This window comes from Arthrobacter sp. D3-18 (assembly GCF_054408525.1).
The window spans coordinates 856,570-872,076 of record NZ_CP096440.1 but is presented as its reverse complement, the minus strand read 5'-3'; the positions used below and the strand labels follow the sequence as shown (position 1 = coordinate 872,076).

General features: G+C 63.4%; 11 protein-coding genes. 8 read left to right on the top strand and 3 right to left on the bottom strand.

Annotated features, from left to right (window positions below):
- Nucleotides 1-10 precede the first annotated feature (10 nt).
- Complete coding sequence (locus M1D89_RS06180; RefSeq protein ID WP_498648971.1) at nucleotides 11-1,447, bottom strand: hypothetical protein; 1,437 nt, start codon at nucleotides 1,445-1,447, stop codon at nucleotides 11-13.
- A gap of 469 nt (nucleotides 1,448-1,916) precedes the next feature.
- Here M1D89_RS06180 and acs point away from each other — a divergent pair, with 469 nt between their 5' ends.
- The 4 genes from acs (at nucleotide 1,917) to M1D89_RS06160 (ending at nucleotide 7,205) form a co-directional block, all read left to right on the top strand.
- Nucleotides 1,917-3,962, top strand: a complete 2,046-nt coding sequence (acs, locus tag M1D89_RS06175; RefSeq protein WP_498650909.1) for an acetate--CoA ligase — start codon at nucleotides 1,917-1,919, stop codon at nucleotides 3,960-3,962.
- 190 nt (nucleotides 3,963-4,152) lie between these two features.
- A complete protein-coding gene (locus tag M1D89_RS06170) occupies nucleotides 4,153-4,941 on the top strand; it encodes a DeoR/GlpR family DNA-binding transcription regulator (protein WP_498648969.1) in 789 nt (262 codons plus the stop codon).
- Between the two features lie 151 nt (nucleotides 4,942-5,092).
- Entirely contained in the window at nucleotides 5,093-5,842 is a 750-nt protein-coding gene (locus M1D89_RS06165; protein ID WP_498648967.1) for an ABC transporter ATP-binding protein, read from the top strand.
- Complete coding sequence (locus M1D89_RS06160) at nucleotides 5,835-7,205, top strand: FtsX-like permease family protein (RefSeq protein WP_498648965.1); 1,371 nt, start codon at nucleotides 5,835-5,837, stop codon at nucleotides 7,203-7,205. The genes M1D89_RS06165 and M1D89_RS06160 overlap by 8 nt, the downstream gene beginning before the upstream one ends.
- A gap of 131 nt (nucleotides 7,206-7,336) precedes the next feature.
- Here M1D89_RS06160 and M1D89_RS06155 read toward each other — a convergent pair whose 3' ends face one another.
- Nucleotides 7,337-8,356: a LacI family DNA-binding transcriptional regulator gene (locus M1D89_RS06155; protein WP_402935286.1), complete on the bottom strand. Its 1,020-nt coding sequence runs from the start codon at nucleotides 8,354-8,356 to the stop codon at nucleotides 7,337-7,339.
- 14 nt (nucleotides 8,357-8,370) lie between these two features.
- Nucleotides 8,371-9,570 carry a Gfo/Idh/MocA family protein gene (locus tag M1D89_RS06150; RefSeq protein WP_498648963.1) on the bottom strand — a complete coding sequence of 400 codons (1,200 nt, stop codon included), beginning with the start codon at nucleotides 9,568-9,570 and terminating at the stop codon, nucleotides 8,371-8,373.
- 211 nt (nucleotides 9,571-9,781) lie between these two features.
- On the opposite strand from M1D89_RS06150, the gene M1D89_RS06145 reads away from it, so the two are divergent.
- The 4 genes from M1D89_RS06145 to M1D89_RS06130 all read left to right on the top strand — a co-directional run bounded on the left by M1D89_RS06145 (nucleotide 9,782) and on the right by M1D89_RS06130 (nucleotide 15,394).
- Nucleotides 9,782-10,741, top strand: coding sequence for a carbohydrate ABC transporter permease (locus M1D89_RS06145; RefSeq protein WP_498648961.1), 960 nt, complete (start codon nucleotides 9,782-9,784; stop codon nucleotides 10,739-10,741).
- A 9-nt stretch (nucleotides 10,742-10,750) separates the two neighbouring features.
- Nucleotides 10,751-11,677, top strand: a complete 927-nt coding sequence (locus tag M1D89_RS06140; RefSeq protein ID WP_498648959.1) for a carbohydrate ABC transporter permease — start codon at nucleotides 10,751-10,753, stop codon at nucleotides 11,675-11,677.
- A gap of 73 nt (nucleotides 11,678-11,750) precedes the next feature.
- Complete coding sequence (locus M1D89_RS06135; RefSeq protein WP_498648957.1) at nucleotides 11,751-13,115, top strand: ABC transporter substrate-binding protein; 1,365 nt, start codon at nucleotides 11,751-11,753, stop codon at nucleotides 13,113-13,115.
- 107 nt (nucleotides 13,116-13,222) lie between these two features.
- The gene (locus M1D89_RS06130; RefSeq protein ID WP_498648955.1) at nucleotides 13,223-15,394 is read left to right on the top strand and encodes an alpha-galactosidase; all 2,172 of its coding nucleotides are present in this window, start codon (nucleotides 13,223-13,225) and stop codon (nucleotides 15,392-15,394) included.
- Nucleotides 15,395-15,507: the final 113 nt, after the last annotated feature.

Sequence of the window (15,507 nt, the reverse complement as noted above, 5' to 3'; positions counted from 1 at the left end):
GTGTCCCTGCTTAGCCGCGTTCGATGTTGCTGAGCTCCCGAAGAACCCCAACCTTGCCGTCGGTGTCCTGGACCAGGAATTCATGGCCGCGGTCCTCCAGTGCCAAGACCCAACCGCCAGGTTCGATGGTGAAGGCCGGAGCGCCCGTGTGTTCGTCATACGCAGTCCGGGGCTGGGCAACAGCGAACCAGAAGGCTTCATACTGTGGCGCATCGGATTCTTCCGGACGGCTTGCCGGGTCCACGGTGGCACCAATCGAGTCGCTGACCCTGCGCGTGTCACCGGAGACTATGGGCGTAGCCATGGTTGCAGCCCACGGCTGCTGCGCTGCCGGCTGCGCAGCATGCTGGGTGGTGGCCGGTTGGGCAGCGTGCTGGGTGGTGGCCGGCTCCGACGTCGAACGTGGGGCCGTCGCCGGCGCGTCCTTCGCACCCGATTCTCCAGCAGGCTCTGCGATCTCTGGCGAAGACGTGGCAGGAGATGCGCCTGAACCGGACGGCGCAGGCGCAGCGGCGGGAGAATCCGCAGGGGTAGTGGTCGCAGGACTGGTGGTTGCAGAAGCGGCAGCGTTCTCAGGCTTGGCGTCAGCCGCATGCACGACGGCGGGGGTTTCGGTTGCCGGGGACGGCGTGGTCCCGTAACTGGCCGGCGGGGCGAAGGGGCTGGAGCCTGTTGCGGCACCTGCGCCGGGGGCGCCCGCGCCTGGAGCACCTGTGGAGGCTGCGGCCGCCGCTGTACCCGAAACATGGGCTACGGGTGCTTGGTATCCGGGCGTCGATCCCTGGAATCCTGGGGTTGAACCGGTTGTGGCGGACGGCTTCGGCGTTTTGGGGGCCTTCGGCGGTTTGGGAGCGGCCGGCTTGCGGCTGGGCACAGCTGCCTCGCGTGCAACAACGTGCGCCGGCGTCTCAGCACGGCCCTTGAAGTCAGCGGAAAGCCACGGAAGGTGTGGAGCCAGAACCGTCGCAGCCAGAAGGCCAACAGAACCGACCAAACCCAGCAGGACGCTGCCGTTGAACGAGTTGGCAATGGTGAGGAAGAACAAGGGGAAGGCGAACGAGGCCGTGACGGATGCGAACTGGTCGACGGACAGCGAGCCAACGCGGACGATCGTGCCCGGTTGCAGCCTGCGGGCAACGAAGAGCGCCACCACAACCAGCGGCAGGATGATGCCCAGCAGCAGGAAGAACAGGTTTCCGAGGTTCCAGAGGTTGTAGCGTGCCCCGAACATCGGCAGGAGCGACGCGACGAACATCAGGAGCGTGGAGCCGAAAACAGTAAGGTCCCGGATGGTGAATGGCCCGGCGACGGCATCATACTTGGCAGCGTCGTTCTTAGCAGCGTCGTCCTTAGCAGCAGCGTTGCCACCTGCAGCGGTGGCCGTTCCAGCCGTGGTGTCCGGTCCCGTCGGCTGTGAGTCGTGCGGGCCTGGGCTCAGCTGGTTCATCTATTTCTCCTTCGTACGGCGGCGCCTTGGACAGTCCGGCCCGGCGAGCTCCGCGGGATTCCGCGGAGAACCGGACACGCCAGAAGTGCGTCCCAAGACTTCTTCAGCCTATGCCACCCCACTGACAGGGTTCTAGCTGAAAACGGCCATCCAGCTTCGCCCACAGCAAACTCCAAGGTTCCTTATGGAAAGTAGCCACCACTTCCTGCACCGGCAGTGGCTGGCGAGGGTCGCCGTCGTCGTCATGTAAACGGTTCCCCGCCGCCCAAGAAGCCATTCGTCGCTAAATCCGTGCCGCTCGCTGCCGCATTTGTGATGACGCACACGTTGGACTTCTCAAAGCGATAGTGTTGATGCCGGACAGCACTCTGCGGACCCTTGAGGGACGCGCTCGACGCCGATGACGGCCCGGGCGGGGACCTCTCGGCAGGATCCGCGCAGCAAAGATCGATGAATGATGAGGTTCACCATGTCCCAGGACACCACCGGATCCACGGCCACCGCTGCAGCTTCAACGGCGCACAACGGTCCGGCCGCACACGTTGAGGCGCTTGAAAACCTCCTCCACGAGAACCGCAAGTTCGCGCCGTCGGCAGAGTTCGCCGCAAACGCCGTGACCAGCGCTGATGCCTACGCTGAGGCCGAGGCTGATCGTCCTGCCTTCTGGGCCAAGCAGGCCCGGGAACTCTTGACCTGGGACAAGGACTTCACCGAGGCGCTGGATTGGTCCAACCCGCCGTTCGCCAAGTGGTTCGTCGGCGGCGAAGTCAACGCGGCGTACAACGCGCTGGACCGCCATGTGGAGAACGGCCTGGGTGACCGCGTTGCCATCTACTTTGAAGGCGAGCCCGGCGACACCCGCACTTACACGTACGCGGAACTGACCGAAGAGGTCAAGAAGGCTGCTAACGCCTTCGAGTCCCTCGGCGTCGCCAAGGGCGACCGCGTGGCCGTGTACCTTCCCATGATTCCCGAGGCCGTCATCACGCTCCTTGCCTGTGCAAGGATCGGGGCCGTTCACTCGGTGGTCTTCGGTGGTTTCTCCGCAGACGCCCTCCGCTCCCGGATCGAGGACGCCGAAGCCAAGCTCGTGGTCACCGCCGATGGCACCTACCGTCGCGGCAAGCCCAGTGCCCTGAAGCCAGCCGTGGACGAAGCCCTTTCCAAAGCAGGTCACACTGTCCAGAACGTCGTGGTGGTCAAGCGCAACGGCGAAGACGTCAACTGGGTGGAAGGCCGCGACCTCTGGTGGAGCGAGACGGTAGATACGGCCTCAGCCGAGCACACCGCCGTGGGCCATGACTCCGAACACCCGCTGTTCATCCTCTACACTTCCGGCACCACGGGCAAGCCCAAGGGCATCCTGCACACCACGGGCGGCTACCTCACCCAAGGCGCGTACACGCACAAAGCCGTATTCGACCTCCACCCCGAAACGGACGTCTACTGGTGCACCGCCGACGTCGGATGGGTCACCGGCCACTCCTACGTCACCTACGCCCCGCTCATCAACGGCGCCACCCAGGTCATGTACGAAGGCACCCCCGACTCCCCGCACCAGGGCCGCTGGTGGGAAATCGTGGAGAAGTACAAGGTCTCCATCCTGTACACCGCGCCGACTGCCATCCGGACATTCATGAAGTGGGGCCGGGACATCCCGGACAGGTACGATCTTTCCTCCATCCGTGTCCTGGGCTCCGTGGGCGAATCCATCAACCCCGAGGCATGGATGTGGTACCGCGATGTCATCGGTGCCAACGCCGGCAAGAACGGTGAAAAGAAGGAACACCCCGCCCCGATCGTGGACACTTGGTGGCAGACAGAAACGGGTGCGCAGATGATCGCGCCGCTGCCCGGCGTGACGGCCACCAAGCCCGGCTCCGCGCAGGTTCCGCTGCCCGGCATCGCCGTGGACGTCGTGGACGAGAACGGTCAATCCGTGGCCAACGGCGAAGGCGGCTACCTGGTGGTCCGCGAACCGTGGCCCTCCATGCTCCGCGGCATCTGGGGCGACCCCGAGCGATTCAAGGACACCTACTGGTCCCGCTTCGAGGCGATGTACTTCGCCGGTGACGGTGCCAAGAAGGACGAAGACGGAGACGTCTGGCTCCTGGGCCGCGTGGACGACGTCATGAACGTGTCCGGCCACCGCCTCTCCACCACCGAGATCGAGTCCGCCCTCGTCAGCCACCCGTCCGTCGCTGAAGCGGCCGTGGTTGGTGCCGCTGACGAGACCACCGGCCAGGCCGTGGTCGCATTCGTCATCCTCCGCGGCGACGCCGTGAACAACGGCGACGAAACCGTCCTGGAACTGCGCAACCACGTGGGCAAGGAAATCGGCCCGATCGCCAAGCCCAAGCAGCTGCTCATCGTTCCGGAACTGCCCAAGACACGCTCCGGAAAGATCGTCCGCCGCCTCCTTAAGGACATCGCAGAAGGCCGCGACACCGGCGACGCCACCACCCTGGCAGACCCCGGCATCATGGCCCAGATTGCGGAGTCCCTCCGCAAGTAAATAGTTCACGACGGCGCCGCTCACCTTACGAGGCGAGCGGCGCCGTCGTGCGTTAAGCCGTCCTCCGCACCGGACTTACGTGACGCAGGCGTGACGCCGCTGCGCTGGGCCTGCCGGGCTCCGGAAGCCTCCCGCCCTAGACTGGAGCCAGATTCAGCCCCATTTGACGAGGTTCCCCAGAAAGGCCCTGATGCTTCAGGCAGCACGCCACTCCGCCATCATTGACGCCGTCCAACGGGAACGCGTAGTGCGGGTCTCGGACCTTGCGCAATTGCTGGGAGTGTCCCCCATGACCGTGCGCCGCGACATCGAAGCCCTTGAGGAAGCCGGCCGCGTTGAGCGCATCCACGGCGGAGCCAAGCTTCCCGGTGATGCGAGCACCCACGAACCCGGGTTCGAGCTCAAGTCCACGCAACTAACCGCCGAGAAACACGCGATCGCTGTTGAAGCCGCGTCCCTCGTCCAGGAAGGCATGGCGATCGGCCTCGGTGCCGGCACCACCACCTGGGCGTTGGCGAAGGAACTCGTCAACGGGCCCCGCATCACCGTGGTCACCAACTCGGTGCGCATCGCAGATCTGTTCCATCACGGTTCTTCGTCCGGCCCTGCACGCTTCGGATCCACAGTGATTTTGATCGGCGGCGAGCGGACGCCGTCAGACGCCCTGGTAGGCCCGATAGCCACATCATCGCTGAAGCAGCTTCACTTGGATGTTCTTTTCCTGGGTGTCCACGGCATGGATGCCCACGCCGGTTTCACCACCCCCAACCTCCTGGAAGCGGAAACAAACCGCGCCTTCATGGCGTCCGCCCGGAGCACCGTTGTCCTGGCCGACCACAGTAAATGGGGCGTAGTGGGCATTGCCTCGATCGCCCAACTGGAAGAGGCCGACGAACTGATCACGGACTCGCTGCTTGGTGAAGACGCCCGGCGCGTACTGGCCGAGAACGTTGCAAAACTTCGGATCGCCGAGGCCTAACCCATGTAGGTAGCAGTTGACGTCGTTTTGAGAGCTCAAAACGACGTGATCTGTTACTTAGTTGGGTCTCATACCCCGGGTGGAGGCCTGCCCGCAGAGTTCAGCCGCGGGACTGACGACCCAGGATAGGGGCCGCAGGGATGCTGGATAGATGAACGCCTTCCTCCACGCCCAGCAGCTCACCAAGCACTACCCCGGCAGCATCGCTTTGGACCACGTCGACTTCACAGCAAACTCCGGCGAGTCCATTGCGATCATTGGACCCTCAGGTTCCGGTAAGACCACCCTTTTGCACTGCCTCGCCGGAATTTTGAGGCCCGACGCCGGCGCCATCACCTTGAACACGCCGTCCTCGCCTCTGCGGCTGGACACTCTGGGAGACGCTGCGCTGTCCCGCCTGCGGCGCGAGGAGTTCGGCTTCGTCTTCCAGCAGGGCATGCTGCTGCCGGAGCTCACTGCCTTGGAGAACGTCGCCTTGGCCCTGATGCTCAACGGCACGGACCGCAACACTTCCGAGTCCAGGGCCGCCGAGTGGCTTGGTGCTTTGGGGCTTGCAGGCATGGAACAACGCCGTTTGGGCGAGCTCTCGGGGGGACAGGTGCAGCGCGTGGCTATCGCCCGCGCGCAGGTAACGGGCGCCCGGGTTGTCTTCGCCGACGAGCCTACCGGCGCTTTGGACTCGGCGACCTCCAAGGAAGTCCTGGACGTGCTCCTCCACTCAGTAGCTGCCAATGGCCGGACGCTGCTGGTGGTCACCCACGATCCCAACGTTGCTGCCCGCTGCCAACGGGTTGTGGAGTTGTGCGACGGCAGGATCGTGGCAGATAGCGGCAGCCCCTCACCGGCTCCCTCGCAGGTTGCGCCAGCCACCGCCGACTTCAAGGGTGCTTTCAATGTCTAGTCTCTCCATGGCCCTGCGCCTCACCCCATATCTCGCCCGGAGCAACGGGAGCAACTTCCGGGAAACCGGTCTTCGCGATGCCGGGCTCCCGATCCTCGCCTTTGGGACGGTCACCGCCCTGCTGCTCACGGTGGCCGGAGGTTCACAGATCTTCTGGTCCTGGTCCGACGACATCGCAGGCACCTACCAGGCCTTGGCCGTCGTCGCCATGGTCTTGCTCATCATCCCCTTGTTGACGCTCGGTGGCTCTGCCGCCCGACTCGCCGCCCGCCGTCGTGATGACCGCTTGGCTTCCTTGCGGTTGCTCGGAGCCAACAGCGCGACCGTGGTGTGGATGACCGTCATGGAATCAACCGTCCTCGCTGCCGTGGGAGCGTTGGCCGGTGCGGGGCTCTATGCCTGCATGGCGCCGTTCCTGGGGCTGATCCAGTTCCGCGGCCAGCCAATCGGGAGCCACGCGTGGCTGTCAGTGCCGTCCATCCTTGGCTGCGTTCTGGCCGTCTGTGTCCTTGCTGCGGCGAGCGCCGCACTGGGGCTCCGGAAAGTTGTGGTGACACCGCTGGGGGTCCGGACCCGACAAACGGCCGACGGCGCGCACTGGGTTCGCGGACTCATCGCGGCTGTTGTGGTGGTTGTGGGAGTGGGGGCGATGGGGATGCTCAGCAGCTTCGGTGCGTTCATTGTGATCATTGCCGTGATGGGCGGTTGCTTCGGACTGGCGCTTCTGGCCCTGAACCTCATGGGACCGTGGATCCTGCGATTGCGGGCGTCGTCGCAGCTCAAACGCGCCAAACGACCCGAGCAACTGCTGGCCGCGCGGACGGTATTGGAGAGCCCGAAGGAATCGTGGCGGCAAGTCGGGGGCGTGGCGATGACCAGTTTTGTGGGGGTTTTCGTGGGTGTCGGCCTGGCTGTGGCTGACACCATGGGCACCGGCGGCGACGCTCAAGCAACCCTGCTTGTCCGGGACATCAACACCGGCGTGATGATCACCCTGCTGGGCTCGTTCCTTATGGTTGCCTGTTCCGCTGGTGTGAACCAGGCTGCTGCCGTGCTGGACCGGGCTTCTACACTGGTGGCACTGGACCGGGTTGGGATGCCACAGAAGCTCATGGTCGCGGCGCGGGTCAACGCCGTGATGTCGCCGCTGTTCCTGGTGGCGGGCATTTCAGCTGCTGCGGCTGCCGTCCTGGTCCTGCCGCTCACGGGTGCTGCACTGCTGACCCAGCCCGTGGTGTTCCTGACCATCGGCGGGGTGTTCGCGGCTGGATTCCTGCTGGTCCGGCTGGCCGTGGCCGCGGGAACGGCGCAGATCAGCCAAGTGCTGGCCCGTCCCGAGCGCTACGCGAGCATGGACTCGTAACCCGGCCAGCCGCCGTCGTAATCCCCCCCGAAGCCCCGCAAACCGCCCGCCGAGGTGGCATTTAATGACAGTGTTTCCCACAAACATTGGCATTAACTGCCGTCTCGGCGGGCTATTTGCTTCCCGGCGGGCTATTTGCAGCCGCAGGACTGCCGGATGATCAGCTCAGTGGGCAGGATCTGGTGTTGCAGTTCATCGCCGCGGCCCTTGCCTATCAGTGCCTGTACGGCGGCTTCGGCCATCGCTTGGACGGGCTGGGCAACAGTCGTCAGCGCTGGCCAGCAGTATTCGGCGTCAAGGGATCCGTCGAAGGACACCAGCGCAAGGTCCTCGGGCACACGAACGCCTGCCTCATGCAGCGCCCGGAGGATGCCGATCGCCTGCATGTCATTGCTGGCGAAGATCGCGGTGGGACGGTTGGCCATGGCGAGGAAGCGTTTGCCTACCTCGTAGCCGCCCGGACGACTAAAGGGACCGTGCAGCATAGGCCCGTCCGGCAGCCCGGCGTCGCGCAAGGTGGCCAGCCAGCCCACCTCGCGCCCATCCAGCTGGTTGCCGGTATTGGTGCCGATTGCCAAGCCAATATTCGTATGCCCGTGACCAATAAGATGTTCCACGGCGGCACGCGCTCCGGCTTGGAGGTCAACACCCACGCTACTAAGTCCCGGCGGCGACCCTGCATTGTTCAGGAGCACGGACGGAATCTCCGAAGCCTCCAGTTCCGTGACATCGGGATCGAACACACAGCTGGCCAGAAATACACCGTCCACCTGGCGGGCGGCCAACGTGCGGATGTTCTTGCGTTCGCGCGTCAGGCTTCCGTCCGAGTTGGTGAGTACCATGCCGAAACCCAGTTCCGCTGCGGCGTCTTCCACAGCGTGGGCCAGTTGCGTGAAAAACGGGTTGGTGTTGTCCGGAACCACCACGCCAATGGTCTCGCTGGATCCCAGCTTCAGGGCCCGGGCGGCGGCGTTTGGCCGGTACCCGAGGACACGGATGGCGTCGCGAACCTTGGCTTCCGTCGCCGGGGCCACGTTCTTGGGCCCACCATTCACCACATAACTCACGACGGCGGTACTCACCCCGGCGTACCGGGCCACGTCTTTGCGTGTAACCGGGCCGCGCGAGGTTTGTACCGCCGAAGTTGTCATGAGGTAAATGCTAGCTACTCCACGGGAGCATCACCGAAGTCGCGGATGGGAAGGCGCTCCCCGCCGCGAAGCGCAGACTCGTGGGCGACGATTCCCGGCAACGTAAACCGGGCTGCCACCCAGGCGTTTACGGGAGGAAGACTGCGGTTATTCACAGCCGTGACGAAGTCGTCCACCAGGAACTGATGGCTTCCCTCATGCCCGTTGGGCGCTCCAAGGAACTCTTGGGGAAGCCTGGACTGGTCATGCACTGGAGCCAGCCCCGAGATGAATGCATCCCGCAGCTCGGGGGCCACGTCTGCCAGGGAGGGATCATCCAAGGACATGGTTGGCTTGGTTTCCACCTGCTGGGACACGTCTTCCACAGTGGACTTGTCCTGCCACACGGTGGTGGTGGCAAGTTGCTCGAAGCTGGCATCGGTGCCAAAGAAACGGAAGCGGGACTCGCGAATATGCGACGGGTACCCTACGCGGCGCATCTCATTGGTGCGCATCGCGCCGCCGTCGTTCATTTCAAACAGCGCCGTGGCGTTCGAGAAATCGTTGGCGAACATGCTGACGTCCTTGTCGAAGACGCCATCGCCACGCTGGTCCTTCATGCCGATGCAGCTGACGCTGACCGCATGTCCGGGGACTGCGCCCAGGACGCCGCCGATCGCGTGAGTGGGGTACAGCATGGGAGGGTAGCTGGCGGTTTCCTTCCACCGCTCTCCGCCGCTGTACTGGTAAGCCTCATAGAACCCGAGATCCATGTCGTGGACGTAATCGCCCTCAGTGTAGAAGATGCGGCCAAACTTGCCGGCGGCATGTTGCTGCCGGGCGAAGACCGTTGCGGGGTTGTAGTAGCTGGTCTCGCCCATCGCGTAGACCAACTTGGTCTCACGCACGGCCTCGATGATCCGTTCAATTTCATCTTCTGAAATGGCCATGGGCACGGCTGAATACACGTGCTTTCCAGCACGCAGCGCCCGCTCGACAAGCGGCCCGTGCGTCCACCGCTGCGTGAAGATGGCGACAGCATCGACGTCGGACTCCAGCAGCTCCTCAAAGCTGCCCATCACGCCATCCAGCCCCCAACGTTCCTGCGCAGCAGTAGCCCGCTCGGGAAGTTCGTCGATTGCATAGACCGCACTGACGCCGGGGTGGAGCTTGAACAAATGGGCGAATTGGCTGCCGAACTGCCCGGCACCCACAACACCGATCGAAAACGTCATTGTTTACCTTCCCTGGGCTGCCGAAGCAGCTCCGCTGTGTCCTCATGCGATTTCCCGTTGAGTCTTGCACTGCCATCTACTCGAGTCAACAGAAGCAACATATTTGAACATTTCTGACCAAAAGTTTCCGCCACCTCTTGCTATGCCCAGATCTACTCGTGTAGATTCGCATCCAGTTGTTAGGCACATCACAGTCAGGAAAGGGTCGACGATGACCACGCTAACCAAGCAACCAGATCCGGGGCTCTCTGCCAGGGCGCCGCGGAAGTCACGGAAGCGGGGAAAACCATCCGACGGGTTCCGGGGCATCGGGGACCTGAAGGTCGCACTCCTCTTCATCGCTCCGGCGATGGTCGGATTGATCCTCTTCTACCTCGTCCCGACCATCCGGGGCATTTACCTCAGCTTCACCGAGTACAGCATCCTGGGCGACCCGGAATGGATTGGTGCACGGAACTATGAACGCATAGCCAAGGATCCGCTGTTCTGGAACGCCTTGGGCGTCACGTCGGAATACGTGGTGATCAACATCGTCCTTCAGACGGCGTTGGCCCTGGGCCTGGCAATCCTGATGCACCGTGTCGCAAAGTCGACCCTCATCCGCGGTGCGCTCCTGATGCCTTACCTGATGGCAAACGTCATCGCGGCTCTGCTGTGGTTCTGGATGCTTGACTACCAGATCGGCATCATCAACCAGATCATCGAATGGACCGGACTGCCCCGGGTCGCCTTCTTCGGCAGCGAGCAATGGGCCATCCCCACCCAGGCGCTCATCAACACATGGCGGCACATGGGCTACACAGCGCTCCTGATCTTCGCCGGGCTCCAGGCCATCCCGAACAGCGTCTACGAGGCGGCCAGCATCGACGGGTCAAAGGCCGTGAGCACTTTCTGGCGGATCACCCTACCGCTGCTGCGACCGGTCCTGGTACTTGTCCTCGTAGTGACCGTGATCGGCTCCTTCCAGGTCTTTGACACTGTTGCCGTCACCACGGCCGGCGGACCTGTCAACGCGACCCGTGTGCTGCAGTTCTACATCTACCAGCGCGCCTTCAATGAACAGGATTTCGGCTATGGATCGGCCCTGGCTGTCATCCTCTTCCTCATCCTCGCCATCGTCGCTTTCATCCAGATGAAATTCCTCCGCGGCAACCAGTCGGACCTGGACTAAGGACACGTCATGACCACTCTTGCATCGCCCAAGAAAGGCGACCGCCGTCGCCCGCTCAGCCGTCCCTTCAACTGGCGCCGAGCCATCGCCCTGACCCTCCTCGCCCTGGCCGTTGCTGTGAGCATCCTGCCCTTCTACTGGGTGTTGCGCACAGCCCTGTCCTCCAACGGCTCCCTCGCCGCGAACTCCGCCAACCTGCTGCCGGCCGACTTCAATCTGGGCGCATTCAAGCGTGTCTTCGGCCTCCAGAGCGCCTCCGAAGCCATCGCAGAAGGCGGCTCCGGCGCTTCAATCAACTTCTGGCAGTACCTTTGGAACTCGCTGCTCTTCTCCGGCATCACTACAGCCTGTGCTGTGTTCTTCAGCTCAATGGCCGCCTATGCATTCTCCCGGCTGCGGTGGAAAGGCCGTGACGCGGTCTTCTCCCTGTTCCTTGCCACCATGCTGGTTCCGCCGATCTTCACCGCCCTGCCCAATTTCCTGCTCATCAAGAACCTGGGCCTACTGAATTCCATGCTCGGACTCGTGCTGCCTTACCTGTTCATGACCCCGTTCGCGATCTTCTTCATGCGCCAGTTCTTCCTGAACATGTCCAGGGAAGTTGAAGAAGCTGCAATGCTCGACGGCGCCAAGCATTGGCGGATCTTCTTCCAAATCATCATGCCCAACGCCGCTGCCCCGATCGCGACCTTGGCCTTGCTGACCTTCATGGGTCAGTGGAACGAATACTTCTGGCCCCTGCTCGTAGGCACCTCAGAGGAATCCCGGGTGCTCACTGTGGGACTGGGAGTCTTCAAATCCCAGTCCCCGCAAGGGGCACCGGACTGGTCCGGGCTCATGGCCGCAACGCTCGTGTCCGCCACGCCCGTGCTGATCCTCTTCGCCATCTTCGGCAAGCGAATCGTCAACTCCATCGGATTCAACGGCACCAAATAGCTTTCTCCACCTCCCACACGCGGAAACCGGCATGTGCCGGCACTCACCCCATCCCGTCCTGAAAGGACCAACCATGATGAACAAGAAGGCATTAGGCGCCGTCGCCGTCGCCGCAGCTGCTGTCCTCGCACTGTCCGCCTGCTCGGGCGGAACTTCCGGAGGGAGTTCCGGAGGAGACGCTGCCAAGGGCGAGATCAGCTACTGGCTCTGGGACGCCAATCAGCTCCCTGCCTACCAGCAGTGCGCCACTGACTTCACAAAGGTCAACCCCGACATCACCGTCAAGATCACCCAGACCGGTTGGGACGACTACTGGTCCAAGCTCACCAACGGCATGGCCTCCGGCACCGCACCGGACGTCTTTACGGACCACCTGTCCAAGTACCCCGACTTCCTCAAGACCAAGCAGTTGGTGGCCCTTGACGACAGCGTCACACAAGACAAGGTGGACCTTTCCCAGTACAACGAAGGCCTCGCAGACCTCTGGGTGGGTCAGGATGGCAAGCGCTACGGCCTGCCCAAAGACTGGGACACCATTGCACTGTTCTACAACCAGAAGATGGCCACCGACGCCGGCATCACCCCTGAACAAATGGGCTCCCTGACCTGGAACCCTCAGGACGGCGGAACCTACGAGAAGGCAATTGCCCGACTCACTGTGGACAAGAACGGCAAACGCGGCGACGAGGCAGGCTTCGACAAGAACAATGTTGCCGTCTACGGATTGGGCCTGCCGGGCTCCGATGCCGAGAACGCCGGCCAGACTCAGTGGAGCTACCTGTCCGCCACCACTGGCTGGACCACCACAGACAAGAACCCCTGGGGCACCCACTTCAACTACGACGACAAAAAACTCCAGGACACCATCGACTGGTGGGCCTCACTCGCAGTGAAGGGCTACATGCCCAAGCTTGAAACCACCGTTGGCGCCAACGCTGCCGACAGTTTCGGCGCCGGGAAGGCCGCCATCAACAGCAATGGTTCCTGGATGATCGGCCAGTACACCGGCTACAAGGGCATCGATGTCGGCATCGCCCCCACACCTCAGGGCCCCGAAGGCAAGCGCGCCTCCATGTTCAATGGCCTGGCCGATTCCGTGTGGGCCGGCACCAAGAAGAAAGACGCCGCCATCAAGTGGGTCGAATACCTCGGCTCCGCAGCGTGCCAGGACGTCGTTGCCTCCAAGGCCGTCGTGTTCCCGGCCATCACCACCTCCTCCGAGAAAGCCGCAGAAGCCTTCAAGGCCAAGAATGTGGACGTCAGCGCCTTCACCCAACACGTGAAGGACAAGACCACCTTCATGCTCCCGATCACTGACAACGCTTCCAAGGTTTCGGGAATCATGAAGCCGGCAATGGACGCGGTGATCGCCGGCAAGTCCCCCGCCAGTTCACTGACGGCCGCCAACGAACAGGTCAACGCGCTCTTCGCGAAGTAACAACCCTCCCGTTGTGAGGCCCGCTCTGCGCGTCATTTCGTTCGCGAAGTGCGCAGAGCGGGCCCCACAACACCCCCATACGACCCGAACTGAAAGTGACTCCATACATGCACCCGCTCCATCTCCGTTCCGCAGGTACCAGCTTGGTGATCAGCACCCACCGTGGAGAGGCTGAGATAACCCACTGGGGAGCCGATTTGGGCGACACCCTGCCGGATCCGGCCATCCTCAACGAGCCCATCCCGCCGTCGTCCATTGACGCCAACGTCCCCGCGGGGCTCCTCCCCCAGGCTTCGTCGTCGTGGCAGGGCAGGCCGGGCCTTCGTGGGCACCGTTTCACGGATGGCGTTCCCGGCTTTGATTTCTCCGTCCGCCTTCGGCTGGTGAGCGCGACTTCCGATGGCAACTCCGCGGTGATTGTTCAAGCAGATCCCGACGCCGGTATCACCGTGACCAGCGACCTCACCTTGCACCCCGGCGGGCTTCTCGAACTGCGGCACTCGGTGACGAACGACGGCACGTCGCCTTTCCAGGTGGATGAGTTGGCGACCATGCTCCCGGTGGCGCCTGACGCCGTCGAACTTCTGGACCTGACGGGTCGTTGGTGCCGTGAGCGCCACCCGCAGCGCAGGGCCATCCAGCAGGGAACCTGGGTCCGCACGGGCCGTCATGGACGGACCGGACATGACTCCTCGCTCCTGCTTGCGGCCGGAACAGCCGGCTTCGGCAACCGACACGGCAAGGTGTGGGCCACGCACCTGGCCTGGAGCGGCAACCACGAGCAGTTTGCGGACAACGTTGCTGATGGCCGCACCATGGTGGGTGGCTCCGAGCTGTTGGGACCCGCAGAAGTGGCCTTGCAGCCCGGCGAAAGTTACACAACTCCCGCGCTGTTCGCAGCCTACTCCGACCGGGGCCTGGACGGGATCTCCGAGGCTTTCTACTCCTGGTTCCGTTCACGGCCCCACCATGTGGGTGCAGCTTTCGGGAAAGCCCGCCCAGTAGTCCTCAACACGTGGGAAGCAGTGTATTTCGACCACAAACTGGGCACCCTGATCGAGCTGGCGGAGTCGGCTGCCGATCTTGGAGTTGAGCGCTTCGTGCTCGACGACGGCTGGTTCCGCGGGCGCCGCGGCGACCACGCGGGGCTGGGCGACTGGTACGTCGATGAGACGCTCTGGCCAAGCGGCCTGACACCGTTGATTGATGCCGTGACCAGCCGTGGCATGGAATTCGGTCTTTGGGTTGAGCCGGAAATGGTCAACCTTGACTCCGACATCGCCAGGGCTCATCCCGAATGGATTGTGGGCCCCTCAGCGGTTTCCTACAAAGACGGCGGCCGCCTGCCCCTCGGGTGGCGGCAGCAACACGTGATCGACCTCGTGAACCCGGACGCATGGCAGTACATTTATGACCGTATTGACGCGCTGCTGCGTGAGAACAACATCAGCTACCTTAAGTGGGACCAGAACCGCGACCTTCTGGAGCACGGGCATGCTGGCCGGGCCTCGGTGCACGAGCAAACCCTTGCCGCGTACCGGCTGTTCGATGCGCTCCATGCAGCCCACCCCGGTGTTGAAATCGAAAGCTGCTCCTCCGGTGGTGCCCGCGTGGACCTTGGGATCCTGGAGCGGACCGACCGGATCTGGGCGTCAGACTGCAACGACGCCTTGGAACGGCAAACCATCCAACGATGGACCGGCATGGTGGTCCCGCCGGAACTGGTGGGCGGGCACATTGGACCCACCACGTCGCACACCACCGGGCGGACGCACGACCTCTCGTTCCGCGCCATCACGGCGTTGTTTGGACACTTCGGCATGGAGTGGGACGTCCGTTCCGTCACCGGGGAGGAGCGTGAGGAACTCAAGCGCTTCATCGGGCTCTACAAGGAACACCGTGGCCTCATCCACAGTGGCCGAATGGTGCGGGCCGATGTGCCGGACGAGTCGCTGATGGTGCACGGCGTGGTGGCTGACGCTCCAACGTCCGGTGCCGCGGCTGCCCTGTTCGCCGTGGTGAAGACCCGGACAGGCTTTAGCGAACTGCCCGGACGAGTGACCATACCGGCGTTGGATCCGTCCCGGATGTACCGGGTGGAGGCGATCTTCCCTGCACCTGGGGATGCTGACTACGGGCACACGTTCACTGAGGCAAAGCCCGCACCGTGGCTGGCGTCCGGGGCTGACGCTTCGGGACGGTTCCTGGGTGAGGTGGGTCTTCCCATGCCGGTCCTGAACCCGGAGCATGCCATCCTGCTGCGGTTCACGGCCCTCTGATGCTCGCTCACATCCCACGGGCTTGAGCCGCACGCCCGCTCACATCCCACGGGCTTGAGACCCACGCTCGCTCACATCCCACGGGCTTGAGACCAACGTTCGCTCACGGTTGA

Bases quoted from the DNA above. Each gene is read 5' to 3' on its own strand.
- acs (WP_498650909.1), top strand. From the start codon at position 1,917: ATGTCCCAGGACACCACCGGATCCACGGCCACCGCTGCAGCTTCAACG.
- M1D89_RS06165 (WP_498648967.1), top strand. From the start codon at position 5,093: ATGAACGCCTTCCTCCACGCCCAGCAGCTCACCAAGCACTACCCCGGC.
- M1D89_RS06180 (WP_498648971.1), bottom strand. From the start codon at position 1,447: ATGAACCAGCTGAGCCCAGGCCCGCACGACTCACAGCCGACGGGACCG.
- M1D89_RS06140 (WP_498648959.1), top strand. From the start codon at position 10,751: ATGACCACTCTTGCATCGCCCAAGAAAGGCGACCGCCGTCGCCCGCTC.
- M1D89_RS06155 (WP_402935286.1), bottom strand. From the start codon at position 8,356: ATGACAACTTCGGCGGTACAAACCTCGCGCGGCCCGGTTACACGCAAA.
- M1D89_RS06135 (WP_498648957.1), top strand. From the start codon at position 11,751: ATGATGAACAAGAAGGCATTAGGCGCCGTCGCCGTCGCCGCAGCTGCT.
- M1D89_RS06150 (WP_498648963.1), bottom strand. From the start codon at position 9,570: ATGACGTTTTCGATCGGTGTTGTGGGTGCCGGGCAGTTCGGCAGCCAA.
- M1D89_RS06145 (WP_498648961.1), top strand. From the start codon at position 9,782: ATGACCACGCTAACCAAGCAACCAGATCCGGGGCTCTCTGCCAGGGCG.
- M1D89_RS06170 (WP_498648969.1), top strand. From the start codon at position 4,153: ATGCTTCAGGCAGCACGCCACTCCGCCATCATTGACGCCGTCCAACGG.
- M1D89_RS06130 (WP_498648955.1), top strand. From the start codon at position 13,223: ATGCACCCGCTCCATCTCCGTTCCGCAGGTACCAGCTTGGTGATCAGC.
- M1D89_RS06160 (WP_498648965.1), top strand. From the start codon at position 5,835: ATGTCTAGTCTCTCCATGGCCCTGCGCCTCACCCCATATCTCGCCCGG.